The organism is Micromonospora parva (genome assembly GCF_040649675.1).
Taxonomy (GTDB): Bacteria; Actinomycetota; Actinomycetes; order Mycobacteriales; family Micromonosporaceae; genus Micromonospora; species Micromonospora parva.
In genome coordinates, this window is the sequence record NZ_JBEZFX010000001.1 from 1,110,748 (window position 1) to 1,126,591 (window position 15,844).

At 66.6% G+C, this 15,844-nt stretch carries 12 protein-coding genes; 7 read left to right on the top strand and 5 right to left on the bottom strand.

The genetic code is table 11. The features are described from left to right. Positions 1–65: 65 nt before the first annotated feature. From AB0C03_RS04935 to AB0C03_RS04955, 5 genes are all read right to left on the bottom strand, one after another. Positions 66–1,859 (bottom strand): VirB4 family type IV secretion system protein, encoded by a 1,794-nt coding sequence (locus tag AB0C03_RS04935; RefSeq protein WP_357634332.1) that lies wholly within the window; start codon positions 1,857–1,859, stop codon positions 66–68. Next, complete coding sequence (locus AB0C03_RS04940; RefSeq protein WP_357634335.1) at positions 1,856–2,782, bottom strand: PrgI family protein; 927 nt, start codon at positions 2,780–2,782, stop codon at positions 1,856–1,858. The genes AB0C03_RS04935 and AB0C03_RS04940 overlap by 4 nt, the downstream gene beginning before the upstream one ends. Beyond that, a complete protein-coding gene (locus AB0C03_RS04945) occupies positions 2,779–4,842 on the bottom strand; it encodes a hypothetical protein (protein WP_357634337.1) in 2,064 nt (687 codons plus the stop codon). Before AB0C03_RS04945 ends, AB0C03_RS04940 begins: the two co-directional genes overlap by 4 nt. After that, complete coding sequence (locus AB0C03_RS04950; protein WP_357634339.1) at positions 4,842–5,288, bottom strand: pilin; 447 nt, start codon at positions 5,286–5,288, stop codon at positions 4,842–4,844. Before AB0C03_RS04950 ends, AB0C03_RS04945 begins: the two co-directional genes overlap by 1 nt. Before the next feature lie 285 nt (positions 5,289–5,573). Then, on the bottom strand, positions 5,574–6,395 hold the full coding sequence (locus AB0C03_RS04955; protein WP_357634342.1) for a hypothetical protein: 822 nt from the start codon (positions 6,393–6,395) through the stop codon (positions 5,574–5,576). Positions 6,396–7,043: 648 nt separating this feature from the next. On the opposite strand from AB0C03_RS04955, the gene AB0C03_RS04960 reads away from it, so the two are divergent. From AB0C03_RS04960 to AB0C03_RS04990, 7 genes are all read left to right on the top strand, one after another. Next, the gene (locus AB0C03_RS04960) at positions 7,044–7,766 is read left to right on the top strand and encodes a hypothetical protein (RefSeq protein WP_357634509.1); all 723 of its coding nucleotides are present in this window, start codon (positions 7,044–7,046) and stop codon (positions 7,764–7,766) included. After that, a complete protein-coding gene (locus AB0C03_RS04965) occupies positions 7,759–8,985 on the top strand; it encodes a TRM11 family SAM-dependent methyltransferase (RefSeq protein ID WP_435823355.1) in 1,227 nt (408 codons plus the stop codon). The genes AB0C03_RS04960 and AB0C03_RS04965 overlap by 8 nt, the downstream gene beginning before the upstream one ends. Continuing rightward, positions 8,985–9,194: a helix-turn-helix transcriptional regulator gene (locus AB0C03_RS04970; RefSeq protein ID WP_357418159.1), complete on the top strand. Its 210-nt coding sequence runs from the start codon at positions 8,985–8,987 to the stop codon at positions 9,192–9,194. Before AB0C03_RS04965 ends, AB0C03_RS04970 begins: the two co-directional genes overlap by 1 nt. A gap of 3 nt (positions 9,195–9,197) precedes the next feature. Further along, entirely contained in the window at positions 9,198–10,415 is a 1,218-nt protein-coding gene (locus AB0C03_RS04975; RefSeq protein WP_357634345.1) for a tyrosine-type recombinase/integrase, read from the top strand. Between the two features lie 898 nt (positions 10,416–11,313). Next, positions 11,314–12,747 carry an HsdM family class I SAM-dependent methyltransferase gene (locus AB0C03_RS04980; protein ID WP_357634348.1) on the top strand — a complete coding sequence of 478 codons (1,434 nt, stop codon included), beginning with the start codon at positions 11,314–11,316 and terminating at the stop codon, positions 12,745–12,747. Next, complete coding sequence (locus tag AB0C03_RS04985; RefSeq protein WP_357634351.1) at positions 12,744–14,267, top strand: restriction endonuclease subunit S; 1,524 nt, start codon at positions 12,744–12,746, stop codon at positions 14,265–14,267. The genes AB0C03_RS04980 and AB0C03_RS04985 overlap by 4 nt, the downstream gene beginning before the upstream one ends. Further along, entirely contained in the window at positions 14,264–15,835 is a 1,572-nt protein-coding gene (locus AB0C03_RS04990) for an AAA family ATPase (protein ID WP_357634354.1), read from the top strand. The genes AB0C03_RS04985 and AB0C03_RS04990 overlap by 4 nt, the downstream gene beginning before the upstream one ends. Positions 15,836–15,844: the final 9 nt, after the last annotated feature.

A 15,844-nucleotide genomic window follows, 5' to 3' on the forward strand; every position in this document is an offset into this window, starting at 1 on the left:
GACAGGACAGGGGTGGGAACCATCGGGGACTCCGATCGGCGGAAGGAAGAGGTTCGCGGGCCGGGTCAGCGGCGGCGGACCGGTGGGCCGGTGACCGGGCCGGTGACGATCAGCTCGTGCTCGGTCGCGGAGGCGTGGCTGTGGAACGCCACCCGGGCTGATCCCGCCGCGAGGAGCGCGTCTCCGCGCTGGCAGGACAGCAGGAACGCCCGCTCGCCGTCGGTGAGTCCGAACGCGTCCGCCACGGCGTCGATCGCCTGCGGCGCTTGCCGCAAAAGGATCTGCGTGGCGGCGTTGGAGACGACGGCGCGGCCGGTCTTGGTGGCGAGCACGTCGGCGGCGTCCTGGGTCACGACGGTCAGACCGACGCCGTGCTTGCGGGCGGACTTGGCGAGGGTCTCCAGGAACACGCCGCCGCGACCGCCGGAGAGCAGTTTCCACGCCTCGTCCACCAGCACCATCCGCAGCACGTCCGGTCGAGCGCCGGAGGCGGTCGCGCCGCGTACGGTGAGCCAGATCGTGTCCAGGGTGAGCAGCGTGCCGACCGGGTGAAGTTGCTCGGGTAGGTCCTTGATGGCGAAGACCACGAGGTGCCCCTGCGCGGCGGTGGTGGTCGGCCCGTCGAACAGGCCCTTCATGCTGCCGGCGACGTAGGGGTGCAGGCGGGCGGCGACTCGGCGGCCCGCGTCGTCAGTGTCTTCTAGGGCGGCCATCACGTCGGCCAGTAGCGGCGCCGGTCGCTTCCAGGTGCGAGGGTCGGTGGTGATTCCCTTGGCCCGGTACGCCGCGAGCACGGCAACATCGAGGGACCGGGCTTCGTCGCCGGGCAGGGGCGCGCTGACGGCGGTGTCACCGCTGCCCATCACGGTCACGAGCGTGTGCAGGAACCGTGCCCGGTCGTTGAGCGCGTCGCCGTCACCGGGCGGCAGGTCGAGAGGGTTGATCTTCACGCCGGCCGCGCCGAGGCGGATGACGGTGCCGCCGACCGCGTCGGCCAGCCGGAGGTACTCGTCTTCGGGGTCGATGACGAACGCCTCCACCCCGAGGCACAGGTTGCGCAGCAGGTCGAGCTTGGCCAGGTAGGACTTCCCTTCCCCGGAGCGGGCGAGGATGACGGCGTTGTAGTTGGACTGCGCCCACCGGTCCCACACGACCACCCCGGCCGAGTGCAGGTTGAGCCCGAACAGCACCCCCATGCCGCTGTCCCCAGCGGTGTCCGGCAGGTCGGGGCTGGTGAACGGAAAGCTCGCGGCGAGGGCGTCAGTGTCGAAGACCCGCTTCAACCCGAGCGCGTCGAACGCCAGGGGTAGGCCGCTGATCCAGCCCTGCAACTGCCGCCACGTCACGGGCGCGGTGTTGAGCAGCAGCGAGGCGGCCAGGGACCGCACCTCCGCTATCCGGTCGGCGAGGTCGTCTGGGCTGGTGCCGTGGACGGTCAGGTACAAGCCGAGGCGGAACAGTCGGGCCTCGCCTCGGGCGACACGCGTGGCCAGCTCGGCGGCGTCGGCCGCGGCGGCGTCGAGTTCGGGATCGTCGAGGCGGCCCTTGGCCGCGTCGTGGCGGCGGGAGGACTCGAACCGGCCGCGCTGCTTGCGCAGCCGCTCGGAGGCCACCGCCGGCGGGACCGGCTCGATGTGGAAGGCGGCGTCAACAAGGCCCGGGTAGGACAGAATCGGTTCGGCCCACCCGGGGCCGACCTCGGCCGGGTAGCCGACGACGGCGAGGGTTGCGCTGTAGCCGTCCCCGACCCGGACGTGTCGGCCGTCGACCTCTACGGCGTCCGGGGAACCGGGCAGGATCGTGGTCGACTCGGGCGCGGGACGCCGCCGCGTCGGCAGCAGTGCAGAGAGCAGGCTCATAGGTCGTCACCTCCGGCAGATGTGGCGTAGGGCGTGAGGGCCGGGGCGGTGGGGTCGAGGCTGGCCGCGAGCCGCACCGTGGCATCCGGCCCATCGAGGACCCGGGCGGGAACCTCGCAGCCGGCGAGGGCACGCACCGCCTCGGCCGCGTGGTGCGCGGCGTGGTGCGGGCCGCGTCGGCTGCGCACGGCGACGGTGACCTGCCGGTGCAGCAGCTCGCGCTGCCCGGCCAGGTCATCGAGGAACGCCACGTGCGCGCGGGCTGCCTCCTCCAACGCGGGGTGCGCCAGCCCCGGGGCGGCGGCGAGGAACCGGTCGGCGAGGTAGGTCAGGTCGACCCGTTGCGCCCGCACCACGATCTGCGCCGGGCCGTCGAGGCTGTGCAGCCACCGCGCGAACCCAGCCACCAGGCCGTTCTGCTCCCCAGGTGTCCGCAGCCCGAATGCCACCGTCGAGGCGGCGACCAGGCCCGTCGTGCCGTCCGAACCGAGATCGACCAGCCCCTCGCCGGTAATGCCCCTCGCGGGCAGCCGCAGCGGTGCGGGCAGCGGTAGCCGTTCACCCGGACCAGCGGTGGTGACAACCCACGCCGGAGCCGGGATGACCGGCCCGTCGGCCGGCACGAGCCGACGCGGACTGCGGCGGTGCCGCAGCGCCGCGAGGACCCAGGCGTCGAGACCGATGCCGTCCCGGCGGCCGACCGCGAGCAGGAACGCCCCAGCGGCAACCGGCATCGCACCCGCGAGGAACACCAGCGGATGCACGAGAGTCGCCACCGCCGTCCACACCGCGTAGAGCAGCAGACCCGTCACGGCCAGGATCACCAACTGCCGTCCCGACATGCCGAACGCGAGCCTGTCCGGCCGCTCGATGTCTGCGGGAACCCGAGCCCGCATCGGAGCCTCGTCGCTGTGGCGGCTCACCCCTGATCACCCCTCGGTTTCGATGACGAGCGCGGCACCGGACCGGACGATCGAGCCGGCGGTGGGGACGGCGGGGACGGGGACGGCCCGGTACGGACGGCGGTCGGACCCGCCGGGGTCGCACCAGCCGCCGGGGACGGGGACGGGCGCGGCGGCGGGGTCGGGGCCACTGATCGCCGACCGTCCGTGGACGGCGGGACGGACGAGGCCGGTGGACGAGGCCGGGGTGCGCTGGCGGCTGGTGCTCGCCGGGCGGCGGACGGGGTGCTCGGGTTGGCGGCGGGTTGCCCACTCGGGGTGGCGCGCCGCGCCGCCGTAGGCCGTGTCCCGGGGGTCGAGGCTCGTCGTGACCCGCCGGCTCCCGGTGCGGCCGGAGCTGTGGAGAACACCGGCGTGACCGGGGCAGGTGGCCGGCGCGGCGCGCTCTGTGGCGCTGGTGCGGCGGAGAACGCCACCGCCGGTGCCGCGCCACTGGGTGTCGCTCTCGGTGTCGTGGCCGTGGCATCGCTGAAGGCGACTCGGGCGGGCGGTGCGGCCGGGGCCGGTGGACTCGGCTGAGGCGCGAACGGGTGAGAGAACTGCGCGGCCGGGACACCACCGGACGGCGCTGGCGGTGGAGTGGACGGGGCCGCCGGGTGGCTGAAGGTAGGGGCGGCGTTCGTCCCGGACGGCGCGGACAGCGGCGTATGGGTGACCGGGGCGTGGCTGAAGGCCGCCGGTCCCGGCGGGGACGGCGGGACGGGAGTCGGCCCGAGACGGGGCGGACGAGGTGGACGGGGCGGACGGGGGCCGCCCGACGCTGGACGGGGACCGGGCGGACGAGGTGCCGTCCGTCCGGCGGTCCGGGCCGCGCTCGCGCCGCCCAGGATGCCGGCCGCCGCGCCGAGCGTCTTGATGGTCAGGTAGGCGTGCATGAGCTGGCCGAGCAGTCCCCTGCCGTTGCGCTGTCCGAGCGGGCCGAGGACGAACTGCCGCATCCAGCCCGGCAGTTTGATCAGCAGCCAGAGCATCGTCAGGCAGACCAGGACGCCGAGGAGCCCGTCTGCGGTCGAGGGCACGCCCAGCACGGTCGGCCCGGCGGGGGTCAGGAAGACCTTCACCGTGGCCATGACGACGATCGCCTGACCGATCTGCAAGCCAAGGCAGGCGGCGAAGGCACGCCACCAGGTATGGGCGATGCCTTCGGTGAGCGGGCTGGCATGGCAGATCAATGCCGCTGGCGCCACGCCGACGAGGATGACCAGCGCGGCCAGCCGCAGGATGAAAGTGAACTCCACAAGCAGGCACATCACGACCACGGCGACGGCCAGGACCACCATCAGGAAGCCCTTGCCCTGCAGGGCGTTGTCCGCGATCTGCCCAATGGCTGCGGCCGCGGCCGGGCCGTCCACCGTGTTCCCGGCGATGGCCACGGTGAGCGCGTTGGTAAGCACGATGGCCTGCTGACCGATGAGCAGACTGCCGTTAGCCAGCACCGCGCCCAGCGCGATCCGGGGCAGCACCTGCTTGAGCCCATGCTGGCTCTGCAGGGTCTCCCTGGTCGTGATGAGGAAACCGTTGGCGACGATGAACAGCACGAAGACGCCATTGGCCGTGATCAGACTGGTCGTCCAGATTGCCTTGACGTGCTCGTTGTCGGTGAGGTCGGGGGTGGACAGCCACGACGCGCCGAGGGCTTCCATCACCGGCTGAAGAGCCTGCTCGGCGGCCCAGACGACCAGGTCGACCACGGCCTTGCGGATCTGGCCCCCGATGTCGTACCAGGGCGGATCATCGTCAACGGATGGCTGGCCGGGAGTCGGGGCCGGGCCGGGCGTGGGTGCCGGCGTGGCCGGCGCGGAGGGAGGCGGGTCCACTCCCGGCGGGCGGACGCCAGGGTCAGGCACGCCGGGCGTTGGCGGCGTACCGGGTGCGGTAGCGCGCGGGCCGGGTGCCGGGCTCGGCTCGGCGTGCGCCGGCCCGGCCCAGGTCAGGGCAAGGCCGGCGAGGATCACCAGGCCGAGCAGCAGCAACGCCACCGGTCGGACCGGGCGGCGGATTCGGATCGCGAGGGCAGTCATCAGGCCACCCAGGCGCCGACGATGGTCACGAACAGCGGCGCGAGCAGCGCGAGGGCGTAGCCGATCGCGGCGGACCGCAGCGCGAGCTTGGCCTTCTCCACCTCGCCGGGGTCGCCATTCGCGGCCATGTAGCGCAGCCCGCCGACGGTCAAGAAGAGCGTGGCAACGGCGACGAGGATGCCGATCAGCCAGGTACGGATGTTGTTGGCGACCTGCTGGATCGACTCGACGGCCAGCACCACCGGGGCGGGCTCGGCCGCGTACGCCATCTGTGGCACGGCGACGAGGACTGCGGTCACCGCGGCGGTGTTGAGGAGGACCAGCGCGGCGCGGACGGTTCGAGGACGGTATCGACGCAGGCGGCGGACGAATGGCCGTCCGCGCCTGCCGGCCCCGAGGCGGCGGCCGGCCGCCGCCTCGGGGCACGGGAAGGGGACGTGGTTCATGGGGTTGGGCACCTCCGGTGCGCACGCCTCAGCAGCCCGCAACGGGGCATGGGTGCGCGAGTGGGCGACGAAGGCGGGACCGGACGATGCGCTTGGTGAGGTGACCTGTGGTGCCGACCGGCGCGGCCGTCCTCCTCACCGGGAAGGCGATGGGCCGGGGACCGTGCGGGGTGTCAGCGCCGTCAGCGGGTCCGGTCGGAACAGGTCACCTGCGCGGAAGAGTCCCGCACTAGGGGATTACAAATCCGAGCCTCGGATTGGAAACCCGCAGCTCAGACAGGCTGCTTACAGACGCTTCCGCACGGAAGGCACGTCCAGGGCCAGGGTCGCGGTGGCCTCGTTGATCACGTCGGCGTACGGCTCGGACAGCTCCCCGGACTCGATCGCGGCCTTCAGCCGGGCGACGGCAGCCGTCCGGCGCTTGTAGAGGTTCCAGCGGGGCTGGCCGGTGCGCTCGGCGTAGGCGGTGAGACTGACCTCTTCCAGGTACGTCGCGCCGATCAGCTCCGCCTCCTGGACGGTGATGACCTCGGCGTTGACCGCGCGGGCGAGAACGAGATCCGGATGGCCGTATGGGGCCGGCGGCAACACCGCCCCCGGGGCGTGGTTCGGCGCCCCGGACGAGGCCGGCTCCTGCTCGCGCAGCTCGGCGCGGGCCTTGGAGAACGCGGCGGTCAGCAGGTTGCCGACCACGCCGGGCTTAGCTACATCGACCGTGCCGAGGGCGCGGAGGAAGTGCTCGACGATGGCGGCCTGCACGTCGCCGGTGAAAAGCTTGGCCAGCAGGTACGCCTTGAACCGCAGGCCCGGCAGCGCGACGCCGACCGCGCCGGCACGCCACGCCGGGTCTCCGGTACGGGCGCGCTGCGCCAGCAGCCGCCACGCCGCGTCCCGGGCGGCGTAGCCGCAGGACGGGTGCATGAGGATCGCCGACAGCTCGGGCAGTGCGATGCGACGGCGGGGCAGGCCGTGGCCGAGGCTGCGGCCGTCCACCGACAGCGGGCTCGACCCCTGCCCCATCAGCCGGAATCGGTACTCGATGTCGTTGAGCAGCGTCTCACCGCGCCGGGAGACGGCTGGCTCGGTAGCGGGGGTACGACGGTCCATGGTGGTGCTCCCTCGTGATGACCGTGTGCCGTCCGGCGGGAGTGCCGGTCAGCGCTGTGCCACCACGCCACCAGGGCCTTTGAACAGATCATGAACACTCCTGATCTTGTTCAAGGTGCCTCGACCCGTGTTCAACCCAGCCGCCGCCGACCCTCGTCAATGCGTCTCGACGTCAGCCGGCGGACACCCCGAGCCGGGGTGTTCAACCCGTCGCCAGGCTGTTCAAGACCCTTCATGCCGGGCGCAACCACGTCGGAACGGCACCCTTGAACACGCACCACCCACGGGGATGAAGCAGGACGCCACGAGCGACTCTCGCCGGGCGTGCTCACGCCCCATCGCGATCTTGTTCAAGGTCCCGATGCGGTCGGCCGCCTCGTGTTCAAGCAGATGACGATCTTGTTCAAACCAGCGAGGATCTTGTTCAACCGGTCACCGATACGTCGGCAATCCGCGTGGCTCGCGTGATGTCGACAGCCCGGTGTCTCGACGGCTGTGACCTGCGTGTTCAACCCGTTGAGGATCTTGTTCAACCGGGCGGCGTCGAGCGACGCACCCGGATCGGCACTGGGCGCGGCTTCCAATCCGAGGCCCGGATTTGTAATCCCCTAGTGTCAGCGCTTGTCGGCGGACGTGGCCCACACGCCCATGCCGAAGCCCAGCTCCACCGCCCCCGGTGACCGGCCTCAGCCGGTACCAGTCGGGCTGCTCCTTCCCCGCACCCGCGTCCCGCGCACGCCCCGTCCGGGAGTGCCGGACTGGCACGGGCTCTCCCCGAACCACCTCGCCTACCTCATCCGCCGCTACACCGACGCTGGTGACGTGGTGCTCGATGTCGACGCGCACCCCGCCGCCATCGCCGCGACCGCCTACCTGCGTCGGGTACCGGCCCGGCTGGTCACCGGTCGCCACGGTCTGCGCGTGCGGCTCCTACCGCCCGCGCCCGGACGCCGGAACCGCCGCGTGGCGCGCTGGCCCGGTGCGCGCGTCGACCTGATCCTGGCGACGCTGCCGGGAGGGGCAAAGCGCCTCGCGCCAGACGACGTGGCCACAGCGATGACCGCCTGGCGGCCTCTGCTGCGCCCCGGCGGGTTCCTGCTCGTCGGACTCACCACCCCGCAGCCGCAGCCGGGCGAGTTCAGCCACCGAGCCACAGTCATCGCCGCCGCCCGCGCCGCCGGACTCTTCTACCACCAGCACATCCCCGCCGTCCTCGTCCCGCTGCCCGAGCACGAGCCACGCACCGCCCCGGAACACCCCGACGAGGCTGACGACGGCCGGCGCCTGCTCGCTGGCCGTCACCTTCCGGCGTTCCGGGACTTGCTCGTGTTCGGCACCACCGCCACCGGTGAGGAGAACACCCGTGCCTGAGCCTCGTCCGACGTTCCACACCGCCGGCCCCCACGCCTCCGAACCGCCGCACCCCAGCGCGTCTGACCTGGCAGCCCTGCTCGCCGAGGGCTACCTCGGCTCGGTCTGGCTCACCGGTCAAACCGCATCGCGCGACCTTCGGCGCGGCCGGTACACCCCGGAGTCGTTGACGCACCCCGGCAAGATGCTGCCGACCATCCCCCGGTACGCCGTCCGCACCTACACCAACCCCGGTGACGTGGTGCTCGACCCCATGGCCGGCATCGGTACCACCGTCATCGAAGCCATGCGCCTCGGCCGTCACGGTGTCGGGGTCGAGTACGAAGCTGAATGGGTCGCCAAGGCGGCGGACAACATCCGCCACACCCTCCAGGCAGGGGCATCGGGCCGGGGCGAGATCTATCACGGGGACTCGACCGCGCTGCCGTCCCTGCTGCCGGCGAGCCTGCACGGGCAAGTCTCCTTGGTGATCACCTCACCGCCGTACGGGCCGTCCACCCACGGGCACGTCCGCACCCCCGGCCCGAGGCGCGGCAAGGTCCGCAAGATCCACCACAGGTACGGCGGCACGGACAACCTCGCCTACCGCAGTCACGGCGAACTCGCTGACGGGTTCACCGCGATCCTCGCCGGCTGCGTCCAGCTCCTGCGTCCCGGCGGACACGTCGTCGTCACCGCCCGCCCCTACCGCCGCCACGGCGAACTCATCGACATCCCCGGCATGGTCGCCGCCGCCGGCATCAACGCCGGCCTCGAACTCGTCGAGGAATGCATCGCCCTCATATGCGGCGTCCGCGACAGCGTGATCATTCCCCGGGCCTCGTTCTTCCAGCAGAAGAACACCCGTGACGCCATCGCCACCGGCGACCCGCAATGGCTCGTCCAGCACGAAGACGTCGTGGTCCTCCGCGCCCCGCGGCCACCCCGGCACGACTTCACCCAGAGCCGATCAGCCAGCGTCCATGCGCACGCTGATCGGCTTGATGCCTTCACCCCGTCCCGGATGGATCGACGTGCACACCCGGCGCGCCCAGCGAACAGCAATCCCAACGACAGCGCCACCGACACCCGGTCCCACGCGGGCCGGGACGTTGAAAGGACACCCGATCCGTGCCCGCCCAACTCACAGCCCACCCACGGGGTCATACAGCCCAATGCAACCACCGATCCCGGCAGGCCATACCCGCCGCCCGGATCGCCCGACACGGCGGATCAGTGATGACCGCCCCGACTCCCGCCCAGTGGCGGCCCGACCCCCTCCTAACCATCGATGACGTCGCCGCCTGGCTAGGCAAGCCGAAGAACACCCTCTACGCCTGGCACAGCCGAGGCAAGGGACCACGCGCCATCCGCGTCGGCAACACCCTGCGCTACCGGCGCAGCGAAGTCGAACGCTGGCTCGACGACCACACCGACCCGGAGCGCTGAACCATGGCCCGACCCCCACTACCCATCGGCACCTTGGGCACGATCCGTACCGAGAAGCTCGGCCCCAACCGGTACTGCGCCCGAGCCCGATACCGCGACCACGACGGCAAAACCCGCGACGTCGAGGCCACCGACACCACCGCCCCCGCCGCCATACGGGCGCTCAAAGTCAAAGTCCGCGACCGTGTCGCCCCTAACGACGACGAAATCACCAGGGAGACGCACGTCAGCACGCTCGCCGCTCTGTGGCTGGAGGAGATAGCCGCAGAGGAACGGGTATCGCCGCAAAGCATCAGCAGGTACGAGATCAGCGTGCGCGTCTCGATCGTGCCGGCTTTGGGTGAACTACGAATCCGAGAGGCCAGCGCAGGCCGCCTCGACAAGTTCCTGCGGAAGATAGCCGAGGACCGTCCCTCAGCCGCCAAGAGCGCCAAGGTCGTCCTCGGCCAGATGTTCGCCCTGGCCGTCCGCCGGGGTGCGCTCACGACAAACCCCATCCGCGACACCGGCCAACTACGAAAGCCCCGCAAGAAGGTCGTCGCGCTTGATCGGGAGCAACTGGACGACGTTCGTTCGGCGATCCGGAAGTGGCAGCAGCCCACCCCGGGCAAGTCGGGGCCTCGGCCCACGAGCGACCTGGCCGACATCGTTGACCTCATGCTCGCCACCGGTGCCCGCATCGGCGAAATCCTGGCAGTGCGGTGGGAAGACGCCGACCTCGCCGCTGAACATCCCACCCTCACGATCTGCGGCACCATCATCTACATCAAAGGCAAAGGCTTCTTCCGGCAGGAATGGACAAAGAGCGATGCCGGCTACCGCTCAGTCGTCCTGCCACGATTCGCCGTCGGGATGCTCTTGGGGCGCAAGCTCACCGCCGCCGCCGACCCCAACGACGCGATCTTCCCCTCCCGACGTGGCACCTGGCTGTCTCCACCTAACGTTCGCCGCCAGTGGCGCGCAGCCCGCGCTGACACCGGCCTTGAATGGGTCACTCCCCACACGTTCCGCAAGACCGTTGCCACCTTGATCGACAAGGAGGCCAGCACAGAAAGCGCCGCCGCACAGCTCGGCCACGGGAGTAAGGAGACCACCAAGAAGCACTACATCGTTAAGCCCGCCCTTGCCCCCGACAGCTCTGCCATCCTCGAACGGCTCGGGGGCAGGTCGGAGTCAGGCGATTCCGAACCCCGCAACCCTGGCCCGACCCGGACCGCATAGACCGGCCATGTGTGGCGGCCAGTACGCCTGCCACGCGGGTCTGCCGAACCTGATCGCCCCGGGCGTTAGTGAGGGGTTTTCGGGGGAGGGTTCGAAACTACATAGACAACCATAAAGGCCCTGGCCAGCTTTTTGCTGGTCAGGGCCTTTATGTGGTGCGCCGCCAGGGACTCGAACCCCGAACCCGCGGATTAAGAGCTTGATCTTGGGGGAGGTACCCGATCCAAGCGGGGTCGAGTGAGTCCATCTGGTCGCTGTTGTGGCCCGAACCAGCCGGGTCGGGCGTCCAGCCAGTCCACCCGACCACGGGTCCGTCCATGGCGCCTGAGCACCCGTCGAGCACCAATGAGCGCCACAGTTGGTCAAGCAGGCCGGGTCAGCGTCTAGCGGGGTGGTGACGGGCGAGTCTCTGCCTGGGCGACGAAGGACGTCCGCGCCGATCCAGGTATCCGCAGCCGGCACCCCCGGACGACGCCCAACGCCCCGTCAACCACGGGCTCCGCCCAAGCAGCCCCCGCAACTCGTCCTCGCGCACGCCCCCACGTCGTCCTGCCACGTGACGACCTGGCCAGCCAGCGTCTCACCCAGCCGGCACCGAGGTGGCCGTAGAGCTGCGCTGATCGCCGCAATCAACAGGCGGATGGCAGCTAGGTCAGATCGGTCTCCGGTGCCTCGTCTACCATCATCCGTCGGGTGTAGCCGCCATGCCACGCCCGTCGCCACGGCCCGCCGACAGGGGTGCCGCCGCCAGGTGGCAGACCCCCAGCGCCCCACCAAGAAGCACCAAGCCAGGGCGGGCAGATCGCACTCCCAGCGGCTGACGCCTGAGGCTACGTACAGTCTCAGCCTTTGCGTAGGCTCTGGGAGCAACTGCCAGGTGAAGGATAGGACGTCGACCTTGCGAGCCGAGACTAGAGACAGCGTCAACAAGGTGTGGGCACTCTGTAACGCGCTGAAGGACGACGGCGTCACTTTCCACCAGTATCTTGTAGAGCTGTCGTACCTCCTGTTCCTGAAGCTTGCTGCCGAGTTGAAGGTCGAGCACAAGCTTCCACAAGGATGCAGCTGGAGCGCTCTCACAGAATGCCCCGAGAACGTCCTCCTGGAGCGGTATGGAGGATTGCTTCGCTCGCTTGCGACATCAGACTCCGCGGTTGTCAGCAGGATCTTTGCGCAGAGTCGCACCTCCATAAAGAAGGCCAAGACCCTCAGAGTCCTCGTTCAGAGCATCGACCGCTTCGCTTGGTACGAGATCTCTCGCGAAGGCCTAGGGGACCTTTACGAAGGCCTACTCGAAAAGAATGCGAATGAGAAGCGGTCGGGTGCCGGACAGTATTTCACGCCAAGACTGTTGATCGACAGCATAGTCCGGGTGATGAAGCCAACGCTGCGAGACGTAATTCAAGACCCAGCTGCAGGTACTGCAGGCTTTCTCGTTTCAGCCGGCAATTATATTCGAGCGACCAGCGATACATGGTCCGAAGTCTCAGAAAAAGAACTTTCGGCCATTTTTCATGGAGTCGAACATGTCGACGACACGTATTCACTTGCCCTGATGAACCTGTTCTTGCATGGCCTCGTGAATGATGATGCTGTCGGATTGGTATACGGAGACACGCTGTCAAGCGCAGGTGAGGACCTCCCGCCGGCAACTCTCATCTTGAGCAACCCTCCTTTCGGAACCAAGCGTGGAGGTGGCCTTCCGGATCGCGACGACCTCCCCTTCCCCACAAGCAATAAACAACTCTGCTTTGTTCAACACATCATTTCAGCGCTTGCGCCCGGTGGACGGGCGGCGATCGTAGTACCTGACAACGTCTTATACGAGGAGACGGTGGGTCTCAACGTTCGCCGGTACATGATGGATGCGTGTGACCTTCACACCATGCTCCGCCTGCCACCAGGGCTCTTCTACGCGGCTTCCGTGAAGACGCATGTGCTTTTTATAACTAAGAACGATGGCCACAGCGTTCAAGGCACCAAGGACCTCTGGTTGTATGACCTCAGAGGGCAGGGCAATGGGCGCAGCAAATCCGAGAGTCTCACCCAAGATATGCTGCGAGCGTTCGAGCATGCCTATGGGCATGACCCGAACGTTGCCCCTGGAGCCCGACGCACAAGATATGAGTCCCTCAGCGACTCATATCAGGTTTTCTCGCGTGCGGAGATCAGGGAGCGCGGGGACAACCTGGCACTGTCTATAGGGGTAGAGCCCACCGTTGAGTCGCAGGAGGACCCCGAGGAGGCTCTACTACTCCTCGAAAAGAGCCTAGAAAGTAGCATGTCTGCGCTTAGAGAGCTCAGCGATATGGTCCGAAGGGGACCAGCGTGAGCAATCTGCCTTCGCCGCACCCCGTCAAGCTCGGCGAATGCGTGTACGTCGCGACCCGGTCGAAGGCGGAACCCTCGGAGATCCCTGGCGAGGCATGGTTGCTGGAGCTGGAGGATATCGAGCGGGATACCGGCCGACTCTTGCAGCGCGTGACCAAAGCCGAACGGGCGCCTAGAAGCGAAAAGACGCGGTTCTTGGCGGGCGACATCCTTTATGGCAAGCTTCGTCCATATCTGAACAAGGTCATCCAGGCGACAGATAGCGGTTATTGCTCTACCGAGATTGTTCCGCTTCGAGTCCCCCACGCCCTCGAAGGTAAGTACCTCTACTACTGGATGCAACATCCTACTTTCCGAGACTATGCGAATGTTGTTAGTCAAGGAACTAACATGCCCAGGGTTAGTCCTGCGAAGCTTCGCGACGCCCCTTTCCTACTCGCCTCGGCCTCGCGGCAGCGCTCCATCGCCGACTACCTCGATGACGTCTTTCTCCGCATTGAAACTATTCGTGACGCTGTAGCACAGGTTCCGAATACTCTAGACGCGGTTTGGGCCTACCATGCTGAGCGGACCCTAGGTGAGCTTGCTGAACGAGAACCGACGGTACGGCTAGAAGACGTCGTAATAAGGGCGAACTACGGGACTAGCAAGAAATCTTCTCGGGAGGGCCATGTTCCGGTCCTGAGAATGGGCAACTTGCAGGACGGCGAGATCGACTGGTCCGATTTGGCCTACAGTTCCGACCATACGGAAATCGACAAGTACGGCCTCAATGAGGGCGACCTGCTTTTCAATCGCACAAATAGTCCTGAGCTTGTCGGAAAAACGGCTGTATATCGTGGGGGCCGTCGCGCGATCTTCGCCGGGTATTTGATTCGTCTCCAACTCGCGGAAAACGTGCTTCCTGAGTACCTTTCCGTTGTGCTCAACTCGCCCCTAGGGCGCGCCTATTGCCGCAGCGTCAAAGTCGATGGCCTGAGTCAGTCGAACATCAACCTGAAAAGCCTACTCAATTTTCGTTTTACTCTGCCCAGCGTCGCTAGGCAGGAGGCCGTCGTGAATGGGCTGATGGCGGCCAAGAAGCACGTCAGGCACCTCCAGCAGGCTGGGATGGATATCCTCGAGGGCCTTCCCGGCGTGCGCGATATTGCCTTACGACGGGCCTTTGCCGGGCTGCCGTCATCACGGAGTGCGTTCGATGAGGCGGACTCATTGCTGCTCGAGGGGATCGAGGAGGGGGTGCGTTCGATGGCTCAGCGGGATGTGGTTGATGCTCGGGAACGCCGTAACCGGCCGAAAGTTGAAAATCGACGGCTGCTAAGTCGCGGAGAGATTTCCGGAGACCATCTGAGCCAACTGATCCAGAGCGACAATGGCCTTAGACCCATAGATCTATGGGAGGAGTCGAGGCTCAGCATTGATGACTTCTACGATCAGCTTCGTGACGAAGTCATTGCCGGCCTTATCGTGGAACTTCGCTCGGACGACGATGACTCGGAACGAAGGTTGGTGCGGCGGTGAAAATCCTCAGCTTGAGCCTGCCTAGCTACCGGAACTTGCGAGACTTTGTAATCAACTTTGACGAGGAGCAATCGACAACTGCGCTTATTGGTGGAAATGGCACGGGTAAGTCACACCTCATCGAAGCGATTGTAGAAATCTTCCGAGATCTAGAGAATGCAGAGGCGTCAGCCTTTCCTTACACGATTCTGTATACGTGTCGAGGGCAAACCATAGAGGTTTCTAACGACCCAACTAAGATCTCACGACCCCTAACGATCAACGTCAACGGCGAGCGGCTTACTCAGAAGCGATTCCGCGAGCAGGCGGGGCAACTCCTCCCCAGCTACGTGTTCGCCTATTATTCTGGGTGGAGCGACCGTTTGGAGAGGCAGTTCGACGAGCCGACCCGTCGCCATTACGAAGCAGTGATGGATAGTGGGGGCGTTGGCCTGCCGCTCAGGCGTATGTTCTTCTGCCGCAAGGAATATAGTCAGCTAGTCCTGCTCGCCTTCTTCCTGGCTCCGCCGGACATCGCTCGTGTTGTCCTCGAGAAGTACCTCGCGATTGCGGACTTCGACTCCGCGCTATTTGTCCTCAAACGCCCCTGGTGGTTTAGCGGCAAACCCAATCGGGCCCAACTTGAGGATGGTGATCCGCGATTCTGGTATGCGCGCGGTGCCTTCCGGCCCTTCCTTGCAAAGTTGTGGAACGAATCATTAGCCCCTATCCGGGTCGAGGATCGTGTTGCAAGGGATATTCGGAAGCAGCCGGAGCAGTCGGAGCGTCAGTATCTATTCCTACGAGATTTGAACAGCCTTGCCCGGCTCCAACGTTCAGGCGACGAAGTTAAAGAACTATTCGGCCACCTAGAGAGCCTGTTTCTATGTGACCTAATCGATGAAGTGCGGGTCGTAATTCGTCGAACCGATGGCCATCGAGTTAAGTTCGTCCAGATGAGCGAAGGTGAGCAGCAGTTCCTAACCGTCCTAGGGCTGATGCTGTTCACGAGGAACGACGAGTCGTTGTATCTGCTCGATGAGCCGGATACGCATCTGAATCCAATCTGGACCTACGAGTATCTAAGCCTGTTGCAGGATACTATTCGCCAAGACAAGGGGCAGCTTCTTGTCGCGACTCATAATCCTCTTATGATCGGTGGTCTAGTCCGCGAGCAGGTGCGTCGCTTCAACCGTCAAGGCACGAGCCATGTCGCGACCGAGCCGGAATACGATCCTGTCAGCATGAGCATCGAGGGGGTTCTCCGCTCGGAGATGTACGGCCTTCGATCAACCCTTAGCAAGCAGGTGCTCGCACTTCTTGACGAGCAATATTCGCTTCTGGGAGAGGACCTTTCCGATCAAGGAAGAGCGCGCCTGAGTCAAGTGTCCCGTGAGTTGAACGAGCTTGGCATTGCGCACACCTATCCTAACCCCTACTTTAATAGCTTCGCGGCTGCATTGGCACGTCGAAGGCAATCGGATGCAGTAACGCTAACTGAGGAGGAAATGGGCGAGCAAGCTGCTCTGTCGGACCAAATTCTTCGTGAGCTCGAACTGGAGGAGACCGAGGATGGGGAGTCGGCTTGAGATATATTA

Excerpts from the sequence above, each read along its gene's own strand:
- AB0C03_RS04950 (WP_357634339.1), bottom strand. The coding sequence starts at position 5,288 with ATGAACCACGTCCCCTTCCCGTGCCCCGAGGCGGCGGCCGGCCGCCGC.
- AB0C03_RS04970 (WP_357418159.1), top strand. The coding sequence starts at position 8,985 with ATGACCGCCCCGACTCCCGCCCAGTGGCGGCCCGACCCCCTCCTAACC.
- AB0C03_RS04935 (WP_357634332.1), bottom strand. The coding sequence starts at position 1,859 with ATGAGCCTGCTCTCTGCACTGCTGCCGACGCGGCGGCGTCCCGCGCCC.
- AB0C03_RS04945 (WP_357634337.1), bottom strand. The coding sequence starts at position 4,842 with ATGACTGCCCTCGCGATCCGAATCCGCCGCCCGGTCCGACCGGTGGCG.
- AB0C03_RS04975 (WP_357634345.1), top strand. The coding sequence starts at position 9,198 with ATGGCCCGACCCCCACTACCCATCGGCACCTTGGGCACGATCCGTACC.
- AB0C03_RS04955 (WP_357634342.1), bottom strand. The coding sequence starts at position 6,395 with ATGGACCGTCGTACCCCCGCTACCGAGCCAGCCGTCTCCCGGCGCGGT.
- AB0C03_RS04960 (WP_357634509.1), top strand. The coding sequence starts at position 7,044 with ATGCCGAAGCCCAGCTCCACCGCCCCCGGTGACCGGCCTCAGCCGGTA.